Origin of the sequence: Paenibacillus kyungheensis (assembly GCF_028606985.1) — a bacterium.
Taxonomy (GTDB): Bacteria; Bacillota; Bacilli; order Paenibacillales; family Paenibacillaceae; genus Saccharibacillus; species Saccharibacillus kyungheensis.
The window spans coordinates 977,132-1,002,395 of sequence record NZ_CP117416.1 but is presented as its reverse complement, the minus strand read 5'-3'; the positions used below and the strand labels follow the sequence as shown (position 1 = coordinate 1,002,395).

Annotated in this window: 14 protein-coding genes; 6 read left to right on the top strand and 8 right to left on the bottom strand. The window is 32.6% G+C overall.

Annotated features, from left to right (window positions below):
* Positions 1 to 162: 162 nt before the first annotated feature.
* Together PQ456_RS04425 and PQ456_RS04420 are read right to left on the bottom strand one after the other, a co-directional pair.
* Positions 163 to 2,607, bottom strand: a complete 2,445-nt coding sequence (locus tag PQ456_RS04425; RefSeq protein ID WP_273615046.1) for a restriction endonuclease-like protein — start codon at positions 2,605 to 2,607, stop codon at positions 163 to 165.
* Positions 2,579 to 4,816 carry an McrB family protein gene (locus PQ456_RS04420; RefSeq protein WP_273615045.1) on the bottom strand — a complete coding sequence of 746 codons (2,238 nt, stop codon included), beginning with the start codon at positions 4,814 to 4,816 and terminating at the stop codon, positions 2,579 to 2,581. Before PQ456_RS04420 ends, PQ456_RS04425 begins: the two co-directional genes overlap by 29 nt.
* Before the next feature lie 317 nt (positions 4,817 to 5,133).
* On the opposite strand from PQ456_RS04420, the gene dptF reads away from it, so the two are divergent.
* The 6 genes from dptF to PQ456_RS04390 are packed head-to-tail and all read left to right on the top strand — an operon-like array spanning position 5,134 to position 17,147.
* A complete protein-coding gene (gene dptF, locus PQ456_RS04415) occupies positions 5,134 to 6,939 on the top strand; it encodes a DNA phosphorothioation-dependent restriction protein DptF (protein WP_273615044.1) in 1,806 nt (601 codons plus the stop codon).
* Between the two features lie 4 nt (positions 6,940 to 6,943).
* On the top strand, positions 6,944 to 8,353 hold the full coding sequence (dptG, locus tag PQ456_RS04410; RefSeq protein ID WP_273615043.1) for a DNA phosphorothioation-dependent restriction protein DptG: 1,410 nt from the start codon (positions 6,944 to 6,946) through the stop codon (positions 8,351 to 8,353).
* Entirely contained in the window at positions 8,334 to 13,544 is a 5,211-nt protein-coding gene (dptH, locus tag PQ456_RS04405; protein ID WP_273615042.1) for a DNA phosphorothioation-dependent restriction protein DptH, read from the top strand. The genes dptG and dptH overlap by 20 nt, the downstream gene beginning before the upstream one ends.
* A gap of 45 nt (positions 13,545 to 13,589) precedes the next feature.
* Positions 13,590 to 14,867 (top strand): SIR2 family protein, encoded by a 1,278-nt coding sequence (locus PQ456_RS04400; protein ID WP_273615041.1) that lies wholly within the window; start codon positions 13,590 to 13,592, stop codon positions 14,865 to 14,867.
* A gap of 40 nt (positions 14,868 to 14,907) precedes the next feature.
* A complete protein-coding gene (locus PQ456_RS04395; protein WP_273615040.1) occupies positions 14,908 to 16,194 on the top strand; it encodes an ATP-binding protein in 1,287 nt (428 codons plus the stop codon).
* Complete coding sequence (locus PQ456_RS04390; RefSeq protein ID WP_273615039.1) at positions 16,194 to 17,147, top strand: O-methyltransferase; 954 nt, start codon at positions 16,194 to 16,196, stop codon at positions 17,145 to 17,147. Before PQ456_RS04395 ends, PQ456_RS04390 begins: the two co-directional genes overlap by 1 nt.
* Before the next feature lie 129 nt (positions 17,148 to 17,276).
* Here the strand turns inward: PQ456_RS04390 and PQ456_RS04385 are convergent, their stop codons facing one another.
* The 6 genes from PQ456_RS04385 to PQ456_RS04360 all read right to left on the bottom strand — a co-directional run bounded on the left by PQ456_RS04385 (position 17,277) and on the right by PQ456_RS04360 (position 24,540).
* Positions 17,277 to 18,410 (bottom strand): cysteine desulfurase family protein, encoded by a 1,134-nt coding sequence (locus PQ456_RS04385; protein WP_273615038.1) that lies wholly within the window; start codon positions 18,408 to 18,410, stop codon positions 17,277 to 17,279.
* Positions 18,411 to 18,428: 18 nt separating this feature from the next.
* The gene (locus PQ456_RS04380; RefSeq protein ID WP_273615037.1) at positions 18,429 to 18,806 is read right to left on the bottom strand and encodes a DndE family protein; all 378 of its coding nucleotides are present in this window, start codon (positions 18,804 to 18,806) and stop codon (positions 18,429 to 18,431) included.
* Positions 18,803 to 20,818 (bottom strand): DNA sulfur modification protein DndD, encoded by a 2,016-nt coding sequence (gene dndD / locus PQ456_RS04375; protein WP_273615036.1) that lies wholly within the window; start codon positions 20,816 to 20,818, stop codon positions 18,803 to 18,805. Before dndD ends, PQ456_RS04380 begins: the two co-directional genes overlap by 4 nt.
* Before the next feature lie 19 nt (positions 20,819 to 20,837).
* Complete coding sequence (gene dndC / locus PQ456_RS04370; protein ID WP_273615035.1) at positions 20,838 to 22,340, bottom strand: DNA phosphorothioation system sulfurtransferase DndC; 1,503 nt, start codon at positions 22,338 to 22,340, stop codon at positions 20,838 to 20,840.
* Positions 22,341 to 22,355: 15 nt separating this feature from the next.
* Positions 22,356 to 23,435 carry a DNA sulfur modification protein DndB gene (dndB, locus tag PQ456_RS04365; protein ID WP_273615034.1) on the bottom strand — a complete coding sequence of 360 codons (1,080 nt, stop codon included), beginning with the start codon at positions 23,433 to 23,435 and terminating at the stop codon, positions 22,356 to 22,358.
* Between the two features lie 820 nt (positions 23,436 to 24,255).
* Complete coding sequence (locus tag PQ456_RS04360; RefSeq protein WP_273615033.1) at positions 24,256 to 24,540, bottom strand: hypothetical protein; 285 nt, start codon at positions 24,538 to 24,540, stop codon at positions 24,256 to 24,258.
* Positions 24,541 to 25,264: the final 724 nt, after the last annotated feature.

The window sequence follows — 25,264 nt, the reverse complement described above, 5'->3', positions numbered from 1 at the left end:
GCATTAGATTTTCACTATTTTTTAAATTTTCATGAAAAGCGTTGGTATTTACTATTTTCTTACATTTATAGACAATACAAAAGTCATCTGCATGCTTAGTGTTACAGCATTAGCAGATGACTTGTATACATTTTTCAATATAGCAAAGATTAGATTAATACATTACTCTTCATCTATTCTTACATCAAGCACATGTTCAGCTAGATCGACATAATTGTTATCAAGTTCCACTTTCACTTTGCCTTGTCTACGCTTTTCGCGCCATGAGGCTAGATCTGCTTCCGATTCTAATCGTAATTCAGCTAATTCTTCTGCACGATCAAACATATATTTACTTGTATATAACAATGTATAGATACCCTGACCTGCTAGTAAAATAGGACTTGTCCGTTCTTCCCAACGTGTCACTGTGAATTTTACATATAAAAGATTCGCTTTCTGCGGATTAGTAGGAATCTCAGTAATATCAGATCGCTTGACGATATCCCATCTGTCTACTTTGCCATAATAGCTTATACCCGTTCTACCGAGGGATTCAAACTTTCGTCTAGATTCACACATTGCTACATACTCTATCTGCGTAATCACCTGTGTATCCACAAAGTTAGCCAGTGGCACATGATAGAACTGTTCTGCCAGTGCAATCTGAAGTTGCTCCGGTCCACGTACCGATCCCACCAGCATATTTTTATCTAGCAATTTGTTCTGGTAATATGCTTTCGTTCCGCGCGGTGCTGTAGAACGTTCGTAGGCTTTTTCCGGGCTATCTTGAATCAATTCATCTAGAAATTGTTCCACCAGCGTAGTCGCATTCGGCAAAAAAGGTAACGCCCCTACATTTAACTTGCGAATACTACGGTAAAAGTGGTGTTCACGAAATTGCTCTTCATTTCCATACGGAAATAATACATACGCGCCAAACATACTGCGTTCATACTTCTCACCAGCAGACGAATGTACAATCGCATCCCGATAACGATGCATTGTGTTAATATCTTCTTCCTGTGGCCCAGGATATTGGTACGCAGAAGCATACGGTGAACCTTCTACAGCGGCGTTCAACTTGTATTTGGCATCGAAAATAAAGCTGTATTCTTTTTTCTGTCCAGCATCTACTTTCATTAAAGAAAGCACATTATCCGGTCGCTGTGGCAACGTCGGAGTGAGCTCTTTGCTTGGTAGACTGTTATAATACAGCACGAATGTCTCGTTATTACGCGGATTCAAATATTCCATACGAGATTGTTGCCCTCGACCTAATGTGACAAATAATCCGCTATGGTTGAGCCTGATCAGATTTTGCTTAATTAATGGATATTTACGACTCAGCAATTCGTTTAATTTCAAAAAGCACCAGTATTCATAGATTTCTGCAATATCTTTCATCGAAAGCCGTAATAGATCACTCTGGATCGATAACCCTTTGAGAAGCAAAAGATAATAACGATACATTTCCCGATATCCTGGCGCCATCTGCAGAACCAGACTTGTACTCATTTGCCGTATCGGTGAAATCTGTTGTAGCCATTCTAACGATAATAACTGCTCTAACCGCGAGATCATCTGGTTAACACGCTTTACAAACACAGGATCATACGCCCGGCTACGGAAATTCTGCGGTCTGGTTAACTGGCTATACTGTTCTTGTAATTGCTGTAACTTGCTCAATATGCGCTCTAACATCCAGCGTAGAAAACGGTTCTCTGCAGTATCATAAGAGATATGCTTGATCGTATCTAGTAAATGGGTCGGCTGGTAGCGTTCTGCTCCTATCGGTAACCATCCATGCACAGAGTCCTGTTCTAAATACTGCGGATGTCTTGCAAGATACGCATTGTTGCGATTACTTCCTCGCTTGACCCGTGAGGCAGGCTTACGTTCTAAAGATTTGTCCAGCTTATGATGAGGTTGCCGATTAATCCGTTCCATCGCAATCTCCATCTGGTGAAAAAGATGCGTAATCAATGCAAAAAATTCACTCAAACTCTGATGCTGTGTATCTCGAATACGAACCGACTGATATGTCCGCTTGAGAAAATCAAACGATAAATTGTACACCTGCTCATTCACTTCACGTAGCAACTGGATATAATCTTGCTTGTAATCCAGCTTGGACGGGAAAATTTCCAGTTCGATCGTTATCAACCGCTGTCCTCCGCTACGCAATTCCAACTCTGTAAAACCGACTTCATTTTTAAAATTCAAAATGCCAGATAAGACCTGCTCACCCTTAGGCGTAACCGCTTCACGAATCGCCAGATTATCATGATGAAATTGAACAGGTAACTGCATATCATCTGACTTAATCAGCACAAATTCGTAGTTCTGTTGCTCGTAAAAACAAGGAAAAGACGGTGTAGTCCCGTCCCATCGAATCAATTGATTTGCAGTTGGTGAAAATACAGAGATATCGTCTATTGTCACCTCAGGCGAGAGTGAACGACAGATTAGATGCGCATTCACCCATTCGCCCTGATCGCGATGCAATTGCAATGTCTCCACTACCGGATGATACGGTTTGCCTTTGATATAGATCGTCCCGATACTACACTTCACTTCTAACAGTTCGGTACTCTGATTAAGAAATCCAGTAGGATGTGAATCCATCTTCATCTAACCTCACAATCATATCCACCAGCTTATGCGCTGTCTGCGGATAGGTCGCCTGTGGCGGTGTATTTCCGCGATCCCATTGTGCCCAGAAGACATCATCATCTTCCATCGGTGACGGAATACGTACACTATCTTGTAAGCACAGACGTAACAGCTTCACCAATACACGCCGTACTCCAGACTGACTCCCTTGGATACGTTGCAAAATCTTCTGCATGATCTGTAGATCAAACGCTTCTGCTTCACTCATCAATCCAAAACGTTCATTATAGATCACATAAAAGCATACGGCATCTCGTATCCGAAATCCTACATGCGCATGAATATCTTCCAGTATCTCGTTCACGGTTACCAATCGCTCAGTGGTGCGGGTGATCAAATCTGCATAATGGTCATAAGCATCGATCAACTGCAAATAATCTGCACGTAAAAAAGACTGCTCCACCGGTACAGCTTCTACCACCTGCTGGCTCTCCTCACGCAACTTGGGTAACTGCATCAGATCAATAGAGTTAAATTCCAGCGTATTCGCCCGATCGAGCACCTTTTTGCTAAATGGATAGGTCGTCTCATCCATATTAACGGTTCCGATCAGATATACATTTTCCGGTATACCCAGATTCCCATATCGCTCTAGATCGCTTTCCAATTCTAACGTAGCTGCTGGAATCACTGGATCCGTGACAATATGTCTGCCCTGCCACGATTGTGTCTCCAATAGACTCAAAATATCGCTAAAATAATGCTCGACTCGTGCCAGATTCATTTCATCCAGACAGATAAAATAAGGCTTGTTCCGATTCTCCGGTTGAGATGCTTCGGTAATCACTGATGTGAGCGGGCCTGGCTTGAAGGTGCCAGACAAATCTTTGTACCCGATCAGATCGGTCGGATCACTCCAATCTGGACGTACAGGAATCAACCGAAATTGCCCGTTCAGCGCAGTTGCCCCAACCGCTTCAGCGAACAAACGAATCAACCGCGTCTTCCCTGTGCCGGAGATGCCTGCGAGAATAACAAACGGACGTGCTTTGAGCGAGAGGTAGAAGTTGTCGATTAAGTGGGCTGGGAAGTAGAATCCACGTTGGGCGATGTATTCGCGGATATTACTTAGTGTCTCCTGTACATCCCGATCGCGAATCTGTGTAGAGAAATCTTCGTCACTCTCTTCATCATGTACAACTGTAGTCCAGACTGTATTTGGAGTGATCGCCTGACTCTCGATATAGAACATATAACTATCCATCGCATCCCATAGATCGGTGATCAACTGTTCATTATCGGGCATATGCTCCCGTTCATAGTGGAAATAAGCAATCGTCGACGTCTGGTAATCATCGCCTAATCGTCCATCATTAAGTTCAATATCATCTGATCGATTCATCCGATTCTCCGGTAACTGCGCACGTATCTCTTTTGTACGTTCTTGTAGAAAGGTTGTACTCTCTGCTCGTCCCAGATGACTACGTGCTTCACCCAATCCTTGATTCAGTGTCAAATACACATGCTGCATATCAGCAGAAAATAAATACGCCACATATACCCCGCGCTGAATCGTATCTGTAATCTGTGGATACATTACTGCTAACCACGGAATGGTCGCCCAATTCCCCCGCCCTACCGATCCTTGCACTTTGAAGTGATTATGGATAAACGGTAGTGACTTGAGATGTTCTGGTACTGTCTTACGCACATATTCAGCAAGCGGATGCCCAGTAAGCGGTTGAGCTTTGGCTTGAGTGTACGATGACATGATGTTCAATAAGTCTTCGCGGAGAGAAAAATCCGATTGAGGCGGTGCGTAGTACGTATCCAGTTCGTCCTGTGCGTACTGATACAATTCATCCAGAACAGACTGATCCCACCGATCATAATACTCTTGCTTGAAGCCTAATGTGTAACTGCCGTTAGGATGATCGAGAATAGATGAGAGGGCTTCGATCTGAGAATCTATCATATACTGAACTCGATTTAGTGGCAGATCTGCCCAGCGAAACGCCATACGTGAAGGCGGTGCATCTACAGGTAGATTATTGGCTTCACGCTCTTGAAAATAAGCTAAAAAACGTTCTTTTATTTTAGTTAGTGATACTTCTCTTAAACGTGTTGATTTTATTTCTTCTATTAGTACAAGAATTAAGACCATTTTATAAGATTTTTGTTTGTGTATAAAAATATTTTGAAGCTCTATTGGTAAGGTCATAGCAATTCTCCCTAAGTTGTCATATCTTTTAATTAATCATTACACTTTCACACTACAATTGAGACTGAAATAATGCAAATCTAAGTAGTTATAGAATTAATCATTATGAACAATTACTCATTTTCAAATGTTTTTGTATGCTATAGAAAAATTTCACATAAAATTGGATTCCCATTTCCAATTAAAAAGGATACAATAAAAAAGTTAGTAGCAACTAGCGACCTACGCCCTAAGTACCAATATAAAATTAATATGACTATTAAATACTTAATTATAAAATCTAGAAAGAATAAAGATTACTATTTGGAGGATACTGAATGGAGACTAATATTCCAATACATTTTATTGATATGCTAAAAAGATGTAAACAATCATCAAAAGAAGCTGTAGAAAATTTAGAACATTTTAGTGATTTCAAAAAATACATGCATATTCAACGACCAGTAGAAGAAGAATTAGAAAAACATATTAATGAAGCCTATTCTTCTCCTGCTGCTCAACTTATTCTAGTTTGTGGCGGTGTTGGAGATGGTAAATCTCATATCCTTTCTTATTTAAAAAACAAATATGATTTTTTAAATGATGAAAATATATTCTATCTACACAATGATGCAACAGAAAGTTTTTCTCCTCGTAAAACGTCTATTGAAACGTTAGCACATGTACTGCATCCTTTTTCTGATGAAGGTTTAGAGTTAAATAGTACAAAAAATATGGTATTAGCTATTAATTTAGGTGCATTAAACAATTTTATTGATTCAGAAGAAGGTAAATCCTTTAGTCGATTACGTGAGTATGTCTACCAGAAGAAGATACTTGAATCAGTCATTGAAGATGAACTATGCGCAGACGATCACTTGTTCAAATATATTAATTTTAGTGATTATCATATGTACCAGCTTACTGAAGAAGGTCCGAAATCTGATTACATTAAAGGATTATTTCAAAAGATTACTCAACTAACAGATACAAATCCTTTTTATCAAGCTTATTTGAATGATCTACAAGAAGATAAAGAATCTTCTGCTAAAAATCCCATCATTCAAAATTATGAGTTATTTCAACAGGATGATGTTCAAGATCAAATTATTAGCCTACTCATTCAATCTATGGTCAAAGAAAAATTGATCATATCTACACGTGCTTTACTCGATTTTGTATATAATATTTTAGTTCCATCTTCTATGGAAAACCTAAATCATACACAAATTTTAGACATCGTTAATAATCAAGATTTCAGAACGTATACAACTTGTTTATTACCTTTTCAATTATTTGAAAAATTTGATGCTTCTCCAATTCATCAAGCCATTCATCAAATCAATCCAACACGTTTGAGAACAGAAAAATTAGATGATTATTTGATCGAATTTAAATCTTGTAAAGATGGTTCAGAATTATTCGAAAAACATATTACTATCAACCAGTTACCTTATTTTGCAAGATCATTAATTCCTAATTCGCCTTGGAGAAATCAATTAGATAAAGATCAAAAGTTCAAACAAATTTTAACTAAATTGTTTGTATATCTTTATTATCTTATTCCGAACGAAATTCATGATTCTTTTAAAGATAATACGTATCAAGAATTTATGCGCTATCTATTTTATTGGAATAAAAAAGATATTAGTAAACTATCTCAACTATATCGTGAAGAAGTAAGTCAAGCAATTTACAAATGGAATGGTGAAGGTAGTTCTGCTTTAATTTATGTGCAGATTGGACAACCTCAAACGCAATATTATGCATTACAAAAATTAGATATTGAACCTTATATTAAAAAAAATGATATAAATCCAGAAAAAGATTTATATAAGTTTTTACCGATGTTAACCTTGAATTTTAAAACTAAAAATACTCATTATATAGATGAAGCTTCTATTCCTTCTATAGATATTGATTTTTCATTATATGCACTATTGATTCGTATTAAAAATGGCTATCGTCCCAATAAAAAAGATAAATTTCAATTTATCAAATTTGTAGAATTTATCGATAACCTTAGTAGTTCAAGTAATCAAAGTGAAGAAATTATTTTTGAAAGTAAACAATTTGGTAAATCTACTCGTTATGTTTTGAAGTACGATAAAACGTTTGATAAATACTCTTTCATGGAGATGTGAGTGCATGGTATATCAACTGAATATAGAAGCTATCAAAAAAAACTTTAAATTTGATACTTCTATCAAACATAATCCAAAGACAGAATTAGAATTTCTTCCTTATAATACTAACTTTAAAGATAATCATTATAATTTAAGAGAAGTAACTGGTGAGTTTATTCGATTAGTTGGAAAAAAGAAAGTATTAGAAGTTGTTGATACTGATCAACTTATTAACAAAGTAGTAGATTCCATTACTTTTCAAGATATAAATCAACGCAGTGAGTTTAAACAAATAATCAAAACCTTATTTTTGGACGAGAATAATCAACTTTATTTATTCCACCCCCAAACTTTGTATTATATCCATACTAAAGGGAATGAGAATAAACGCTTAGCTATTTTTCTTTATAACATTTTATGGGATTCAGAAAATGCTTGGATAATTGAATCAGATCAACAAGAATATTCAGATGTTATGAGTAAGCTTTTATTTAAAGCGTTACCCCAATTAACTAATAGTGAAATCAAAAATAAAAGTTATATATCCATGTTACCTGATATATCCAAATTATTTAGACAAGATTTTAAATGGCTTATAAGTAAAAATGAATTGTTTACTACTCAAGTCGACCAATTGATTGCTTATTATTATTTTTTCTACATCACTCAATTTTCTATTAGAAACGAATCATTATTCAAACCTATAGAAAAAAACATACGTCCTGTATACTTTACTTTTGAAAATGAAGAGCGGTTATCTAAAACAAGAATCAGTTATGAGTATGGTTGGAAAAATTTGGAGAGTTTAATTGATCAAACTTTCACACATATTAACTTTTTGAAAATGCTTAATTTCACTATGTCTAATGAGGACTCGCACGCTGAACAAGATTCAGTCATATTTTCGTATCAAAAGATTGCTGAGGAAATTTATTCAATGTCTTCAGAAGAACAAGATATACTTAATGATCAAATTATTACTTTAATTGAAGAATATAAAGAAAAATTGTCACACGATAGTAAATGGGAACTATTAGGAACCATTTCTGAACCATATGATTTACCTGTACTAAATACACTTTATTTGCTATTTAATATGATTGATCATCAATTCGTCGAAGCGAGATCTGGACCTTATAATAAGTATAAACAATGGTTTGTTAACTTCTGTCAAAAGACATTTTTAAAATCACGGGGAAGATCAGGAAAAATGTTGATTTTAGATACAGATTATCTGTTATTTTTAACTAAACTCATAATTAAAGATGAATCAAAAATTAGACTTAAAAATTTATTTATTGAATTTGAAATTAGAGGTATTATTTTTGACCGTGATACTCAAGAAGCTATTGTCGATTATTTTGAAAAATTAAACTTGTTAGAGAAAAAAAGTGATAGTGGGGATGCAATATATGTCAAAGCATTTTTATAATTATTTAGCAAAACAAATTCAAAGATTCTTTAATCATATTGATATACAGCCAGGAGAAAAATACCATATTCAATTTGAACGTTCTGAACAAGTACAGGCACTTGTGGAACAAGTTAAATTATTAGATTATATTGAACCATTCTTAATGCATACAGAAGATGGTTTTTACCAATCTATATGCTTAGTGAATAACTCAACACAAGTTTTAATAGCATCTAATATTGATGAGGTCACCCCTGATTTTTTGACTACTCTTCGTAACAAAGTAGGAATAAACGAAGAACCTTTTTCAGACAAAGCAATGTTACTTATCCACAACTCTAATTTAGATAGTTTGGTTCAAGGAATGACTTCTTTTTCTAAAGAAGGAATGCCTTTTCATATCAATTCTATCGAAAAAAATTTACATCATTTAATGGATGATTCTAGTCTTTCTAAAGAGGAAAAATTAGTACTGAATTTTAGTATGTCTAATAATAAAGCACAACAAGGACTACACGAACAAGTAACTCTATTTGATTATGAGAAAGTTCTTACTGTTCTAAATAATCAAAAAATGGAATCTACTGACTACAAAGATTTTGGATTGTTTTATGATTCTGAATTATTTAATACTCCTATGACGGATAAACAAGTCAAAGAACGGTTAAAAGAAAATCAATCTTTATTTAACGATGTTGAAATGGCTCATCAATATGGTTCTCTTGATACTAGTTTGGAGCGACGCTTTGATGATGTTGGGGTAAGAACTCTCTCTTTATTAGAATGGTATGATACTGATTTTGGTATAGTTCATTATTCTAATCAAAAAAAATTAAAGGATAAAGAATTACAATATTTAGAATCTACTAAGAAATTAACTTTTGAAAGTCTAACTTATTGGGAAAAATCAGAAGGTGGAACTAAAAGTAAAGAACGCAAAAGAAATATTATTATATTCAACCCAAAAAAGCTTAGTACTATTAATATTGAATTTCTATTCAATGATTTTATAAAAAGTAAATATATTGAAGATATAATTAAACAAAAAATAAATGCTGAACAAGCAGGAAAAAAACTAAAAATCCAGTTACATCATGAACCAGGTGAAACAAGCTTTTTTGGTATAAAGTATAAAACTGACGTTTCGCCTGCATATGAATTTAAAATTGCTGTTGTAGAGTCATCAGAAAAATTCTTACAATCGATCCAAACCTCATATACGGTGCATTTATCCAAATCAGCTAAATCTAAAGGTTCTCGAATCCTAATTAATTCAGATGATGAACAATGGATTTTTAATAAAGATGCTGAAAAAGTTGTACATGTGAATCTGAACGAAGATTCTGAACAAAATCAGTTTGAACTAAGTGAATCGGATGAACTGGTTATTTCTAAAAATATAGAAAATTCAAATGAAGAAGAACTTATTTACTTCTCTATCAAACTTTTAAACACTGAAATTCCTTTTGCTGTACAAGATGTAGTTGAACGTCCTGTACCTATTGGTGGATTCAATGTTTGGAAATTAAAACGTGAGAAACAAGAACATTTTATCTACCGAATTGAAAACGATAAAATGAAAATTATACAAGGCACTCGCGAAACTTATGCGCAAGGGGAATTTAAAAAGAGTTTAGATCGAGAACTGAAATTGATAGTAGATAATCAACTTTATTTTATAGAAGAAGCTGGAGAATTAGTACCTGAAACTATTACAATTACTGATAATCTAAAAGAAGCATATTACAATCTTTTACGTTATTTTAGAAATAATCAATTATTACCTAGCTTGGCTTATTTTGATGAAGAATATCTTGAATTAGCGAAAAAGTACATTTCTATTTATTTACAAGAATTAGAAAAATTAAATAATGGTCAATCTCTAGAACAAACCCAAAGAGATTTAGTACTCATTGGAACTATTCGTAAAGGCTTAAAAGAACCTGAGTGGTTATATACTCCACTCCATCCTTTAAACTTAGCTTACCAACTTCAGCTACACGATCTATTAGGTTCAGAAGTGATTAATGACGAACTACTTCGTTCACTGCGTCCAACTAATCTGTTGCCTTATGTATCGTTTAATTCTTCTAAATTATACAAAGCTGTAGAACAAAGTGATTCTTTAGAATGGACAACTTATATTGATCAAAGTCTACCACGATTTGAGTCATCTAAGTTTTTTGTAAGTAAGTTAGTACAAGAAAAAGTTGAAGAGTTTACAGAACATTTCTCTTATCTATTTGATTTGGACTATAGAGCTCCCTTGAAAATTAATACAATTAACATGGGAGATTGTCAAGAGATTCTTCAAGGACTATTTGAATACTACAAACGTCAGTTAAAAAAGAATATTGAGAAAAAAGATTTATTACCTATTGAAATTCATATCTATGCTGAAAAAGGTATTAATAATTCTTTTGAAGAAATGTCTCAATATTCAGATGCTGACGAGATCGCCAAAAATTTTAATTTAAAATTAGATTTAGAAGGATATCATTCAGAGGAATTACTAAATATTTTTAGAGATCAAGTTAAATTTTACTCTCAAGATGTAAATACAGATCAATATGAATATAGTCATATTACTTTTTATCAAATGAGTAAAATCGAACAAATAGCTACAAGTAATGCTTCTGAAATTATTAGTGGTGTATCTCTATTTGGCTTAGTTTCTGGTATCCCTTCTATATTTATTAATGAAGATTATAAAACAGGATTTGGTATGAAATACTATCAAACATCAGACGCACCATTATTAAAATTAGTGCCTAAGTTAAATTCTTTATTACGTGTAGCTCGTACATTAGATAACTATCAAGAAAATATGAATATTGTAACTGCTATTTCTGCAACTCATAAACAAAAGTTAGATTTAATATATGATTCTGCACATTGGGTGACATTCATTGAACCTAAAGTCGATCTAAGCTTCTTTAAAAACAATGATATGCAGAAAGAATTACTTGTTATCCATTATAGTGATCAATATACTTCCTCAAGCGGATTTGATGCGATTACAGTGACTAGACGCTCTAAACAATATCAACGCCTAATCGAAGAATTTTTAAGATCACATACGATCGAAATTGATCCTGATACTTTACCACCTATCATCAATTTCTTTAATGCTATTAATGGCAACTGGTTATTACGTCTATTAGCACAAAAAAATCAATTTCCTAGAGAAAAAATAAGTATTTTATCTGCGGTAAAATTAGCATTAGCTGCTTTTGCTCATCGTGATATTATTTGGATTCCAATATCTATGGAAGAAATTTTAAGAATTTCTGGTGGAACAGGTCTTAGACAATCAGAAGGTTTATTTTCAGCTAGAAACCTAGGTCGATTTGGTTCTTACAGCGATGACCTATTACTGATTGGTATAGAACAACAAGATGAACAATTATTTGTTCATTACTATCCTATTGAAGTGAAGATTGGAAATAACTCAAACAATGTACAAGAAAAAGCAATTAGTCAAGTTATAGAAACAAAGAACTTGCTAATCGAATTTTTAACAACAGAAGATAATTTTACTGCTAAATTATACCGTAATTTTTTTATACAACTAGCTATTTCTAGTGCTGAAAAAATGAATCTATACTCTATTTGGCCAGAGCAGTATTGGAAAACCATTACGGATAGTGAATGTAGAGGTAGATTGCTTAATGATGATTATCAGATCTCTACTACACTTAATAAATATATTGGTGATGGAGCTGTTATCTCTTTCAAAAAAGATGTAGTCTTTACCGACATTGAGCATTCTGAAAATGTTATGATCTTCAACTATCCTGAAAAGAGTGGATACGATCTTATTGTTAGAAGTGTAGAAGATATCAAAAATCATATTCAAAGTGATTATGGAGATATCCCTTCAAATCAGTTATTATCCAATTTATATTCATTTGAGGGATCTCAAAATACAGATGAATTTGATAAAGATATTCTTTCTTCGAGAGAAAAAATTATTACAGCAGTAAGTGCTCAATTACAAGTTGATCAAATTATCTCAGCAAATTTAAACATGGAAAGTTCTAATACCGTAGATTTAAATGAAACAGAGCAGAAACCATTAGAGATATTATTTGGTCATAATGCTCAAAATAATGAAGAAATCAAATGGTATCCTACAACTACAGACAAAGTTCTTCATACCAATACAGGCATTATAGGAACCATGGGAACAGGCAAAACTCAGTTCACTAAATCTCTTATTACACAATTATCACGCAATAGTAAAGATAATGTTAATAGTACACCGATCGGTATTTTAATCTTTGATTATAAAGGAGATTATATTAAGCCAGAGTTCACTGAAGCTACAAATGCTAAGGTATATGATCTTTATCATCTGCCATATAATCCATTATCCTTGTATGTAACTAAACCAATCAAACCATTATTACCTGTTCATACAAGTGGTTCCCTTACAGATACAATTTCAAATTCATTTGGTCTAGGGCAAGTTCAGTCCATTATCCTTAAAGGCATTATTATGGAAGCCTACGCTAAAAAAGGTATTGTACGTAAAGATGCAACTACTTGGGAGAAACCTGCACCTACATTAAGTGATGTATATGATCTGTTTGTAGAAAAAGAGGATACAAAAGTAGATAGTCTTTACGCAGCTTTACAAGAATTATATGAGACAGAAGTATTTGAACCTGATGCTGATAAAACAATTTCATTATTTGACATGATTGATGGTATTACTGTAATTGATCTGTCTGGATTTAGTGAAAGTATCCAGAACTTAGTGGTCTCTATTACGCTTGATGTATTTTATAATCAAATGCAAATGCAAGGACATAGTACAATTGATGGAACGTATCGCGAAATCACAAAAATGATTCTGGTTGATGAAGCTGATAATTTCTTGAGTAAAAACTTTACCTCTATTAAGAAAATCTTAAAAGAAGGTCGCGAGTATGGAGTAGGTACAATCCTCTCTACTCAATTTATGAATCATTTCTCTACATCAGATAATGACTACGCAAATTATATTCGTACATGGATTGTGCATAGCGTAGCTGAGATGTCTACCAAAGAGATTCGTATGGTATTCAGTACTCAGAGTAAAGCTGAAGAAGAGAACATTATGAATAGGATCAAGTCTTTGGAAAAGCATTATAGTATTGTGAAAAATGGCTCAGAACAACTCGTTTGGATGAAAGATAAGGCTTTTTGGGAATTAAATTCATAATTACCTATTAATATTAATTACATTATTGCAAACAGGAGAACGAATTTGAAAATATATGATGCAGCAATTCTTGCTTTAAAAGAATTAAATACTCCTTCAACACCTTTAGAAATTTTAGAAATAGTTAAAAAAAATGGATGGTATAGTTTTAATACACAAAATGAAATTGGAGTTTTAACACAAGCTATTCGTAGGCACATGAAAGGATATGCTGGCGTACAGGCATCTGAAAAAAAATTCTTTTTACAACAAGGCAATAAATATACTTTAATTAATCAGCAAGCCCAATCTCTTGTAGTTCCTAAAGAAACAATACAACCTAATTGGAAAATGGCGCGACAAGATTACATTATGCAAATAAAAAATGCATTTCAAAGAGATCAGTTATCTTTATTTCTTGGAGCTGGTGTTTCGACATCAGCAGGATTTCCTACTTGGAATGCTCTTTTAGAGAAGCTAAACGATGCTGTAATCGAACAAATGCATAATAGAAAATTTGGTGGAAAGTTGAGTAGCGAAATAGTTAATAAAGATGATAAAAAAGTAATGTCTAATTTGCTTGCAAGTTTGCGCGACGAATCTCCAATTATAAATGCTTTTTTCTTAGAATCAACAATTAATTCTCACGTAAGTTTAGCAAAACATATTCGCCATGCTCTTTATGGTAAAAATAGTAGAAAAAGAACTTTTACATCAGAAACGTTATCTTGGTTAGCTAAGTTATGTAATCATCGTGGGAAATATAGAATTCGATCTGTTGTAACTTTTAATTACGATGATTTGTTAGAACAACACCTAAGTAGAGTACCAGTAGATTTCATGACAGTTTTTAAAGAAGATGATGAGATAAATCCAGTACTATTACCAGTTTTTCATGTTCATGGCTATTTACCACAGCATAATTCTGAATTTGATGAATCTTCTGATAACTTAATTGTTTTCAGTGAGCAAGCTTATCATACTGTATATACTGATGCCTATTCCTGGTCAAATATTACGCAGATGCATGTTTTAAAAGAGAATATATGCTTATTTATAGGACTTTCTATGAATGATCCTAATATGAGAAGAATTCTAGATATAGCTGCCCGCAGAAATTTAAAAAAGGTAAAACATTATGCTTTGATGCAACGTTTAGATCTAGAAGATGTGAGCGAAGATTTAAAAAAATTAAAAAACCAAATCAGTAAAGAATTATTAAATTCTTTTTTAGAAGATTTTCATTTTTCAAGAGAACGTTTATTTGCAGAGTTCGGTATACGAATTGTCTGGTTTGAGGATCATGAAGAAATTCCAGATATATTAAAGTTAATAGTTAAATAATTCTTTCTTTGATTTGAATAGAATAGGAGATAAAACCGAAATGAGAAAAGATATAGATGCTTCCCCTTCTAAAGATTTTTTTATTACAATGCTTACTAGAGATATTCCAGTAGTTAGTGCCATCACAGAACTAGTAGATAATTCTATAGACGGTGCAACAAAATTATTAAGAGAAACTAATTCGGAAAATTACGAAGGATACCAAATTGATTTATTATTCGATAAGGATCAATTTTCTATAAAAGATAATTGTGGCGGTATAAGTGTAAAAACTGCAAAAGAATATGCTTTCAGATTCGGTAGACCTGAACAATATACTGATAATGAAATCCAAAGTATAGGTAGATTTGGAGTTGGAATGAAAAGAGCACTCTTTAGATTAGGTGACTTTTTTCAAATTCATTCCATTTCTAGAGAGTCAAGTTTTAACTTTTCAGTTGATGTAAAAGAATGGCGTAAAGATCCTGAATGGAAATTCTCATTTAAAGAAACTAATATAAACATTAATAATCCTCTTGAGATTACAGGAACAGAAGTCATAGTGAAAAGTTTACACAATGAAGAACAATTTGATTTACCAAGTTTTGAAAAACAATTAATTGAAGAAATTAAAAGTAAAGTTGGTAGAAAATTAGATAAAGGTTTAAAGATAAACATTAATGGAGCTAAAATAAAAAATGATATCTTTGAGATTATAGATAATGAGATAATTAAGCCTGCGTATTTTGAAAAAGTTTATCAAAACGTAAATATCAAGATCATCGTTGGATTAGGAAAACGAGAGCCTAGTCGATCTGGCTGGTATATATTTTGCAATGATAGACTAATATTAGCAGCAGATAAATCTTTTATTACAGGGTGGGGAGATAATCACTCTTTATATCATAATGATGTTGCTTGGTTTAGAGGATATGTTTTTTTTGAATCAACCGATGCTTTATTATTACCATGGACTACTACTAAAACAGGAATAGATGTTGAAAATGATGCTTTTAGATTTGCAAGGACTCAAATGATGATAATGATGAAAAGTTTAACTAAATATTTAAGAGATGTTGCCTCACAAAGTGAAGATGGTAATGATTCAATAAAAGAATTTATAAATTCTAGTTCTGCAATTAAAATTGAACAAGTCAATTTTAATATATTAAACATAAGTCCAAAACTACCTAGTTTAAATAAAAATACTCCTAAAGAAAGAAGAATTTCTTATCTTATGTCAATAGATAAGATTGAGAAAGCACAAGAATTGACAGGAATCTCTACTTTGAAAGATATAGGTGCTTATACATTTAACTATTATTTGGAAATGGATGGTGAAGAATAGTGCCTGCAAGCTATGAAAAAATCGACTATTCATTAAGACCAGCAAAAGCTATAGAGAGAAAAATGTTAGGAGAACTTTTCTCTAGATTAAACATATTTGCTCCAATAAATAACTACAGATATGTAGGATTAGGATCAATTTATTTTAGTGATTTTATTTTATTTCATAGACTATTAGGTTTTAAAACTATGATTAGCATTGAGAATGAAATAGAAAACCAAAAAAGATTTAAACTCAATCTACCTTTTCGCTTCATAGAATTAAAATTTGGAGATGCTCTAAGCATTTTACCAACGTTAAAGTGGAACACACAAAGTATAGTTTGGCTAGATTTTGATACTTCTTTAAACCTTGATATGCTCTTATGCATTGAATATCTCATTAAAAATCTATCATCTGGTAGTATCCTTTTAATATCTTGTAACGGAAGTTTAAAAGGACGAGCAACTGATTTCGATGATAGAAAAGCTATTTTAGATGAACAATTGGAAGGTAAATTAACAGAAGAAATAAAAAAACCAAATCAAATTGAAGGTTGGTCTCTTGCAAAATTATATAGAACTATAATAAATGAGGAAATTAATAGTTCAATTGTAGATAGGAATAGAGGCTTAAAAAAAGAGGATAAAATAAAATATGAACAATTAATTAATATTCATTATCAAGAAAATTCTCGTAGTGCTCGGATGCTTACTGTTGGTGGAGTTATATTCAAATCTAAAGACAGCAAAAAATTCAACGATTGCAATTTTAATAATTTAAACTTTGTATCTAATGACAATACTCCTTATGACATTAAAATACCTATTCTTACTTATAAAGAATTAAAATATTTAGATTCTAAAATGCCCATTAAAAAGCAACTCAATAATCATGATATACCTATTTCACAAATTAATTTGTATGAAAAACACTATCGATATTTTCCTAATTATAAAGATATTGAAGCTTGATTTTTTATTATTATTTAGTTTAGAGTAAATATTAAGTTTGAGTAATTGATATAACCTCAAAACTCAAACTTAATAATACCTTAAAAATCTAATAAATATAACGTGATTATTTTGATTTATAGTATTTATTCATTTGATTCTCGTAAAAAATTCCAAACTATCTTTTGATAGTTCTGGACTTAAAGTTATCCTTATAGTTTGTCTTACTTCTTCTAGACTCTTTCCTGTTGCATTTAATACATGACTAGGCTTACTTGAACTACAAGCTGATCCAGAAGACAAAGCAGTATAATCAGATAATTTTTTAATAAGCAACTCATTATTAACTCCAATAAATTGTAAACTAACTAATCCTGGAATTTTATCCTTCTCATCACTATTAAACTTAATTTTATCTTTTAGATTATTTTTAAAAATATCAGTCAAATAATTTTCCAACTCTTTTAATCGCTGAACATTACTCTCAAGGTTAATCGCTGCTCGCTCAGCAGCCTTCCCTAATCCAACAATATTATGAACAGCCAACGTACCGCTTCTATAATTATTCTCTTGTCCTCCTCCATGCAGGAGTGGAGTTAAACGAGTATATATTTCTTTAGATTGCTTTCTTATGATTACTGCTCCAATCCCTTTTGGTCCACCCATCTTATGAGCAGATAGAGACAGAAAGCGAATTCCTTTTAATTCTTTTAGATTGATCGGTACTTTGCCTACTACTTGGGTAGCATCTGTATGGAAAAAGAGTTTGTTTTCCTCAAAAATCTGAGAAAGTTCTTGTATAGGATTTAAAGAACCAATTTCGTTATTTCCCCACATGATAGAAGTTAATAATGGCTGATTTTGATCAGCTACTTTTTTTATTGCTTCTACATCTACCCGCGCATATTGATCTACATCCATATAAGTCACTTCATATCCACGTTCTCCAAGAAATTCAAACGTTTCAATTACAGAAGGATGTTCAGCTTTCGAAGTTAACATATTCTTATTACCTTGGTCTTCTCTACCGTAGTAATCAGCGATACCTTTAATGATCATATTATTACTCTCAGTTGCTCCACTTGTAAAAATCACTTCATCTGAGTCACAACCTACTAAGTCTGCTACTTGTTGACGAGCTATAGCTACTGCTTTTTTCGCATTTTCTGCTAATGAATAAAATTTACTTGAAGGATTACCATACTCTTCTTGCAAGTATGGCATCATCGCTTCAAGTACTTCTGGATGAATTTTAGTGGTAGCACTATTATCTAAATAAAGCATTCAAGATCACTACTTTCATTAGAGTAGCAATGCACGAACAAAACGTTCGTAATTGCCTGCACTTTTGTACTCAGCAGCTAGAGAACGAATACCTCTTTCCAAATGAGCATTAAAATATCCCGGAAAGTATTGTTCATCTGTAAGTTCTTTTCCTGCTGCTTGTGTAATCATTGCTCGGAATACATAATCATGTTCACCTGTGACCGTATTACGATTCAATACTAATCCATCTGTAAAATCTTTTACAATTGGCTGAATCTCTACATCAGACTTATTATTTTTTAGAGAAAGAGCTACAGCATAACGTATAAGTAGGTTAGGTGTTATTCCTGTAGAAGAATGTAATTGAGTTAGTATTTCTTTAGCATATTTGGATGTTTTTAATGTAAAGTTCATATAGCGCTATTCTCCTTATTAATATTGAAATAGCGACCTTTAACAATTTCAGCTTGATCTAAGATTTCATTGAACTCTAATGTATAGTAAGTTGAAGTAATATCTTTGATATATTCGAATTGATCTACACCAATTTCTGAATCTGTTGTAAAGATAAGCACTTGATCACCACATCGCGGAATAAAATGTTGAATTAATGCTTTCTTATGATCTTGATCCAGTCTTCCTAGCAATGTATCAAATACAAATGGTAATTTCCAACCGGATACTTTGAACATCGATAGAATAACGGTAAGCATAAGCATTTCTTTCTCACCAGCAGATAAACGTTCTTTAGTGATCTCTTGTTTTTGCTTATCATATAGATTTAACTCAAAAGAAGAATGATTAATGTGCATTCTTTCAATATATGATTTTTTACGGAATAAAATATTAATCAATTTGGTAGCTTCATTAGATACATCATCTAACTTTTTACGCCATTGTCGTTCTCTAAATTTACGACTTACAGTAAGGAGTTTTTCTGTCATTGCAAATGAGTTTTCAGCTTTATGGAATTCACGAATTTTATCTGTGATTTTACTTGATGCTAAAACTTTACTTTGTATATTCTCTCTTAATAGTTGAATATCATATGTCTGTTGCTCAAGTAACAGTTTAAATTGCTCTGCTTCTTTTGTTTTACTTTCAATGTTATTTAATATCTCTTTGAATTCACTAGATTGATCATTACGTTCTACAGCTTTACGTAGCTTTTGTGCTTCCTCTAGTAAGCTAGCATTTTTATCAAATAGAGTAATATAACTATTAATATCTATAGCCATAATACGATTAAACAAATTATGAATTTCACTGCGTTGTGCAAAAGATGCACGATGCAAGAGATGAATATTATCTGGTTTTAAAATTTCGAGTATACCATTGTATAATTCATCTACATCTAATAAAGGTGCATCGCCTTGAGATGAGAGCAAGTCTTTAGATGGATTCATAGTTTGAATTAATTGATTCAACTTCTTCTTTTCTAAAGTAGTCATCACAAATTCATAGGATTCGTAATTTTTCTCAGCAATTAATTGTTGGTTTACTTCTTCTAATTGCTTACGGGCAATATGAAAAGGTAGTAAAGTATTAATAAAACTTCTAACTTGATCAGAATTGGTTTTACGTTCATTTTCAATTACATTAATACGATTCATCAGTTCATTTCTTTTTTCTTGAACTAATCCTCCATGAACTTCAAAATCTTTTTTATCTTGTTTGATTGAATCTTCTAAACGATTCACTTCTTCTTCATATTCTACAATAGAAATTTCTTTTTCATTTAAAACTACCTTTAAATCATTAATTTCTTTTTCCAAACGTTCTTGTTCTTCAATTTCTTTAGCTGCATCTGCATTTTTCTGAGCATATTGAATTCTATACGTTTGTAAATCTTTTTCTAAATTCATAAAAAGATCTAGGTTAAATAAAATTTTACCAGATTCTCTCAAATATTCAGGAATTCGTTCTTCTGAGACAATGCGCGAGATATCTTCTCCATCAAATAGACATAACTCAAATAATCGAGGAGGCATCTCTTCACGTAATCTATTTTGAAAATCAGATATTTCTTGAGCATTTAAATGTTGCCCATTCTTTTGAACAGAAAAGTATTCCCTTATTTTTTGATCTTTTAATCTCCAGCTCCGAACTAACGAGTATTCGTTAGGCTGAAATTCTTCTGTCGATATATAGTTAAGTGCAATTTGAAAATCATTTCCGTTAGCTTGTACAGCTTTTCGGTTCAATAATGATCTTATTTTCCGAAAATAAGGTTCATTGTCTGTCACAAATCCATATGCCATTGAGCCAAACAAGGCTATACGTATAGATTCTAAAATTGTTGTTTTACCTGCACCATTTTTCCCACCTAGTAATACCACATTCTTTTTAGAATTTGTTCGGAAATCAAAAGTATTTAGGTCTCCGTAAGCACCAATATTACGAAGAACCAGTTTATTAATCTGCATTGAGTACTTAATCCACCTTTTATAAATGTAAGAAATCTTGTTTTAACGTTTTATCAAATGCTTGGAATAAACCACGTCTAATTTTCACACCAGAATAATCTTTTTCAACTGAAATTAATTTTTTAAGCAAGCTAAGATTAACGCCTTCTTCTTGACATAACGTTTCTAGATCAGTCAATTGATCTTCTTTGAAAACAGGACGATCATCTTGTTGCCAATCATATACTTCGCCAGTTTCCTCTTCTACAATCTGAGGTAAGCGATCTTCCCATTGCAAATCATCATGCCAGTATTTGCGAATAGCTTTTAATTCTTCAACTGTAATTAATTCGATAGTTGGATCATGAAGTTCTCTAATTTCTTTTTGTGTACGTAACAATTTTCTTAATATTTCTTCTCTTGCATCTAATGTAAATGGTCCAACTCCGAAACGTTTAGGAGTATTATTGTCATCTTCATCAATCACTAAAATATCAAGATCTTCAATCGTTGCTAAATTAATATTATTGGTATCAATATATTCTTTAATTTCTGATTTATAAATTCTTGGATAACTTAAATCCTGTGGATCAATCCCACCGAGATTAGTTGTTAAATAAACTTCACCATTCATACGACGTTTTTGTCTTTTGGAGCGATCTTCACGTACTTCTACTAAAAAGTTTCTAAAATCATATAATGGACGTAACCAATCTACACCATTGTTAATAAACCCACTTAAAGCTTTATCCTCTGTAACAACTGTACATGTCCAGCATCCAAATCGACTATTACCACAAGACCCTGCACTCTCTTTCACTTCTTTATCTACAACTAATGGGCATTCACTACTAGAGTCCTGATAAAGCTGTAAGAGCTCATTGTTGTCATCTCCCCATGGAGATTCATATTGTAGCAAAAACTCCCATACATCATCTACACTGAAGCTACGGATAGGTGCAAATACAAAAGCATTTCTTAAAGTAGAATGCTTCATTAATTTCTTTCCTTCAATAGTATGAGATTGCATAACCGCTGCACGTGTTGCACTCTCCGAATCACGTACACCTAATAACATAACTACTTCACCAAATTGATCTACTTTATCTAAAATAAAGCGATTAGCTGGTTCGATCTTCAAACGATCTGTACACCATCTGAACTTCTGCCTTGGAGTTGGATAACCTTTACCAATAATAGAAGACCAGAAAGTTTGCTCTGCTTTTGGACGAACTTTTTGTGTCTCAAATGGTAAACCGATCTCTAAAGCTTTCTTCTCAATACGTCCTAAAGTTCTAGTTATTTTATCAATAATAAGTGGTGTTTCTACTTGAGTATCTGAAGAAATAACATATACTTTTTTATGAAGTTGAGAAGGTTCTAACTCTTGTAACGCTTGAAAAACAATTTGTACAACTGCTGTGGAATCTTTTCCTCCACTAAATCCAACAACCCAAGGTCTTTCATCTTCAAGATACATTTCTTTTACTAATTCTTTGGCTTCTACAAATTTGCTTCCTGTATTAAATATATTAAGTTCCATGTAGAGAAGCCTCCTTTACGTAATCTTATTTTCTATTTTCTGTTCTTGTTCTGTTAAAGGTAAGCCTATTTTAGACTTTATAAGATTTGCCGTTAATTGAACGGTCTCGTTTGTTTTATTAATTCTTCCTGTCTGTCCATAGGCACGACCTAACCAGTCTTGCTTATTTTCGCGACTCCAATCTACCTTTTTAAGCTTTTTGATATAAGATTCCCATTCATCTGCATGATAGAAATAAAGATAATGTCCGACGATACCTATAGCTTCTAAAAACACACCATGAGCAATGATAGAATTAATTCTAAGATCTCTAGGTGATACTTTTTTATCTAATACATCTTGCCATTCCGTTATCGTATCACATAATAGAATCCAAAACTTCTGTACAAACTCTTTTTCCTGTTCAGAAATAATTTCGCCTTTTCGTTTACCTAGTAGACGACAATTTGTATTAAAAATATGATTTAGAGCGAATAATTTAGGTGAGTTCTTAGATAAAGACACTTTTTCTCTATCTGTATATCGTTCCAGTAAAGGGATATCTTGTAGTAATCCTTTTGTAATTAAAGAAAGTTGATCCCGATGATCATACAAAATTCCAATAGAAGAAGTTGTATTTACAGCATGCCGATTTAGATCAGAAAACATTTGCTGAGAACGAGTCAAACCTAAATCATGAAAGAAAACTACTGAGATTGTTTCTTCTCCTAGTTCAGGTGAGATTTTCAATGCTTCTTCTATAGCTGCTCTACGATGTTGACCATCATTAATTAAGAATTTAGAATCAAGAGAGATCGTAAGATATCCTATGTCTTTCAAATCCTTAGAGTGTTCTTGAAATACCATTTCTCCATCTACAGATGCAGTTAATGAAGAAAATATGTATTCCTTAGGATTCTCAAGAATATAATTTGTGATATCTGGAATTCTGGATCGATTCATTACACGTTGTGCCCGGTGTTCAACTGGAATCTCTTCTTCATCAAAAAGAAAAATTCTAGGAATCAGACGCATCGGACACATAACTGTATAAAATTCTTTACCAGCCTGTTTACCTCTTAAAGCAGGAAATGTATAATTAAAGTTCATCAGCATATTCTCCTATTACGTACGTAATATTGTACTTTGCTATTTGATTTTACATTAATACGAACGGATGTTCAATGCTTAGAAGAAACAAATTTATGTTTTATATTTAGTTTCTTTGATAAAAGCAAATAAACCAAGCTACCTATCATGATGGTAACTTGGTTTTATTTATATATTAAGATTTAAAAATACTTCTACTTTTTCTCCACGATCTAAGCCAACATACTACTCAATCCAAGAGCAATTAATAAAGTCCATATGTTCAAATAGATCGTATTTGTATGCTCTGCGCTAACTTGTTGCATAGCATTAAGAGACCTTAACATATGACGTACCCATACTATTTCTGCCACGATGGATATACTAGTAATGATTGCCGATATGATCAATAATCTCACAGCATTTTTTATTGCCCAATCGATTGTTCACAAATAAAATAAATACATATGTATACACAAATAGAGTCCTAATAGTATAACAGGTGGCCAAAATAAATAAGCGACATTCCCATTACCGTTGTTGCGACTCGGAGAAGTAGTCATTTCAGCTATGCCATTAAGCCAGAATAGTTCAACAATGAATAAAACAGAAATTACTATGTACTCTTTCGTCATACTTTTCAAATGAACATCCATTTTTTTAATATAAATAACACAATAAGAGCAACGATTAGAAATATAAAAGATAGGAAAACTGCTAGTGCAATTGGTCAGGAACAATACTTAGATTTTTATACGAATGAACCTATTTTATCTATGGTTACTTTTCAATTAAAATAATAAATAAAAAGAAAGTGATCTCTTTACGGGATCACTTCCTTTTTGTTTCATTTCAACTCTACGCGATTCTCTCTACGACTCACTATATAAACCGCAAACAACCCCATCAATGGCGCTAATGTACCTAAATCTATCGTCCAATCGCGATACATGATTTTCTGTATCATACTTGCTATAAAGATAACTACACAAAAGATCATCGACAAGAACATAAGCGTTTGGGCGGGATGTTTGACGCCTTTGTAGATCATATGTACGATTCCCCAGATCGCTAATCCGTACACCATCACATTAACAAGTATGACTAATACCAAACCAGATACATCTGACATCATATAACCTCCTTACTGCATATTCTATGTATTTCTATTAGAATATACACTTATCTTTTTACTTATTTTACTATAAAATGAAATAAAGTATAAAAGCAACCATGTAAGGAGGATCATTATGGCGTGGGGAGCAATTTTTCCGTTTGTGTTATTTGTGGTGATGCTAGGATTATTCGGGCTGTTTGTGTATGGATTTGTTGTCTTTATTTCTTATCTGAAACGAAAACAATAACAATAACTTTATGCCTACCTGTCTATGTCACTTACCTACTCTACAACTACATACTACTACTTTAAAAAAGCTTACTTCTTGCTCTTTGACCAGAGAAACGAAGCAGGCTTTTTGTTAATCCCTTTCTACTCTTTTAAGCGTAAAATAACTAAAACACATATATCCAATGCTCATATCTATAGAAAAACAAGAAAAATCATCAAAAAGCATCGTTCTTTATTTTTGGATCGGTATACCTATATTTCAAATTTTCGACACTTTTAAAAGACTATAATTGGTTGATTTCACTTAAACAGCACTTTCATCCAGTACCTACAACATGATAAAATAGATAGAACGACATCAAGCAAATCGTTCGCCATTATATAGAAGAAACCCAATAGCATGACCCTCAATTTGTTGTATTCATTGCATGCTTGTACTATACTTTAACTCCCCAGCTATCGCACTTTTTCCATTCTGTTGACGTACTATGGTGAGGACCTTCTGGAT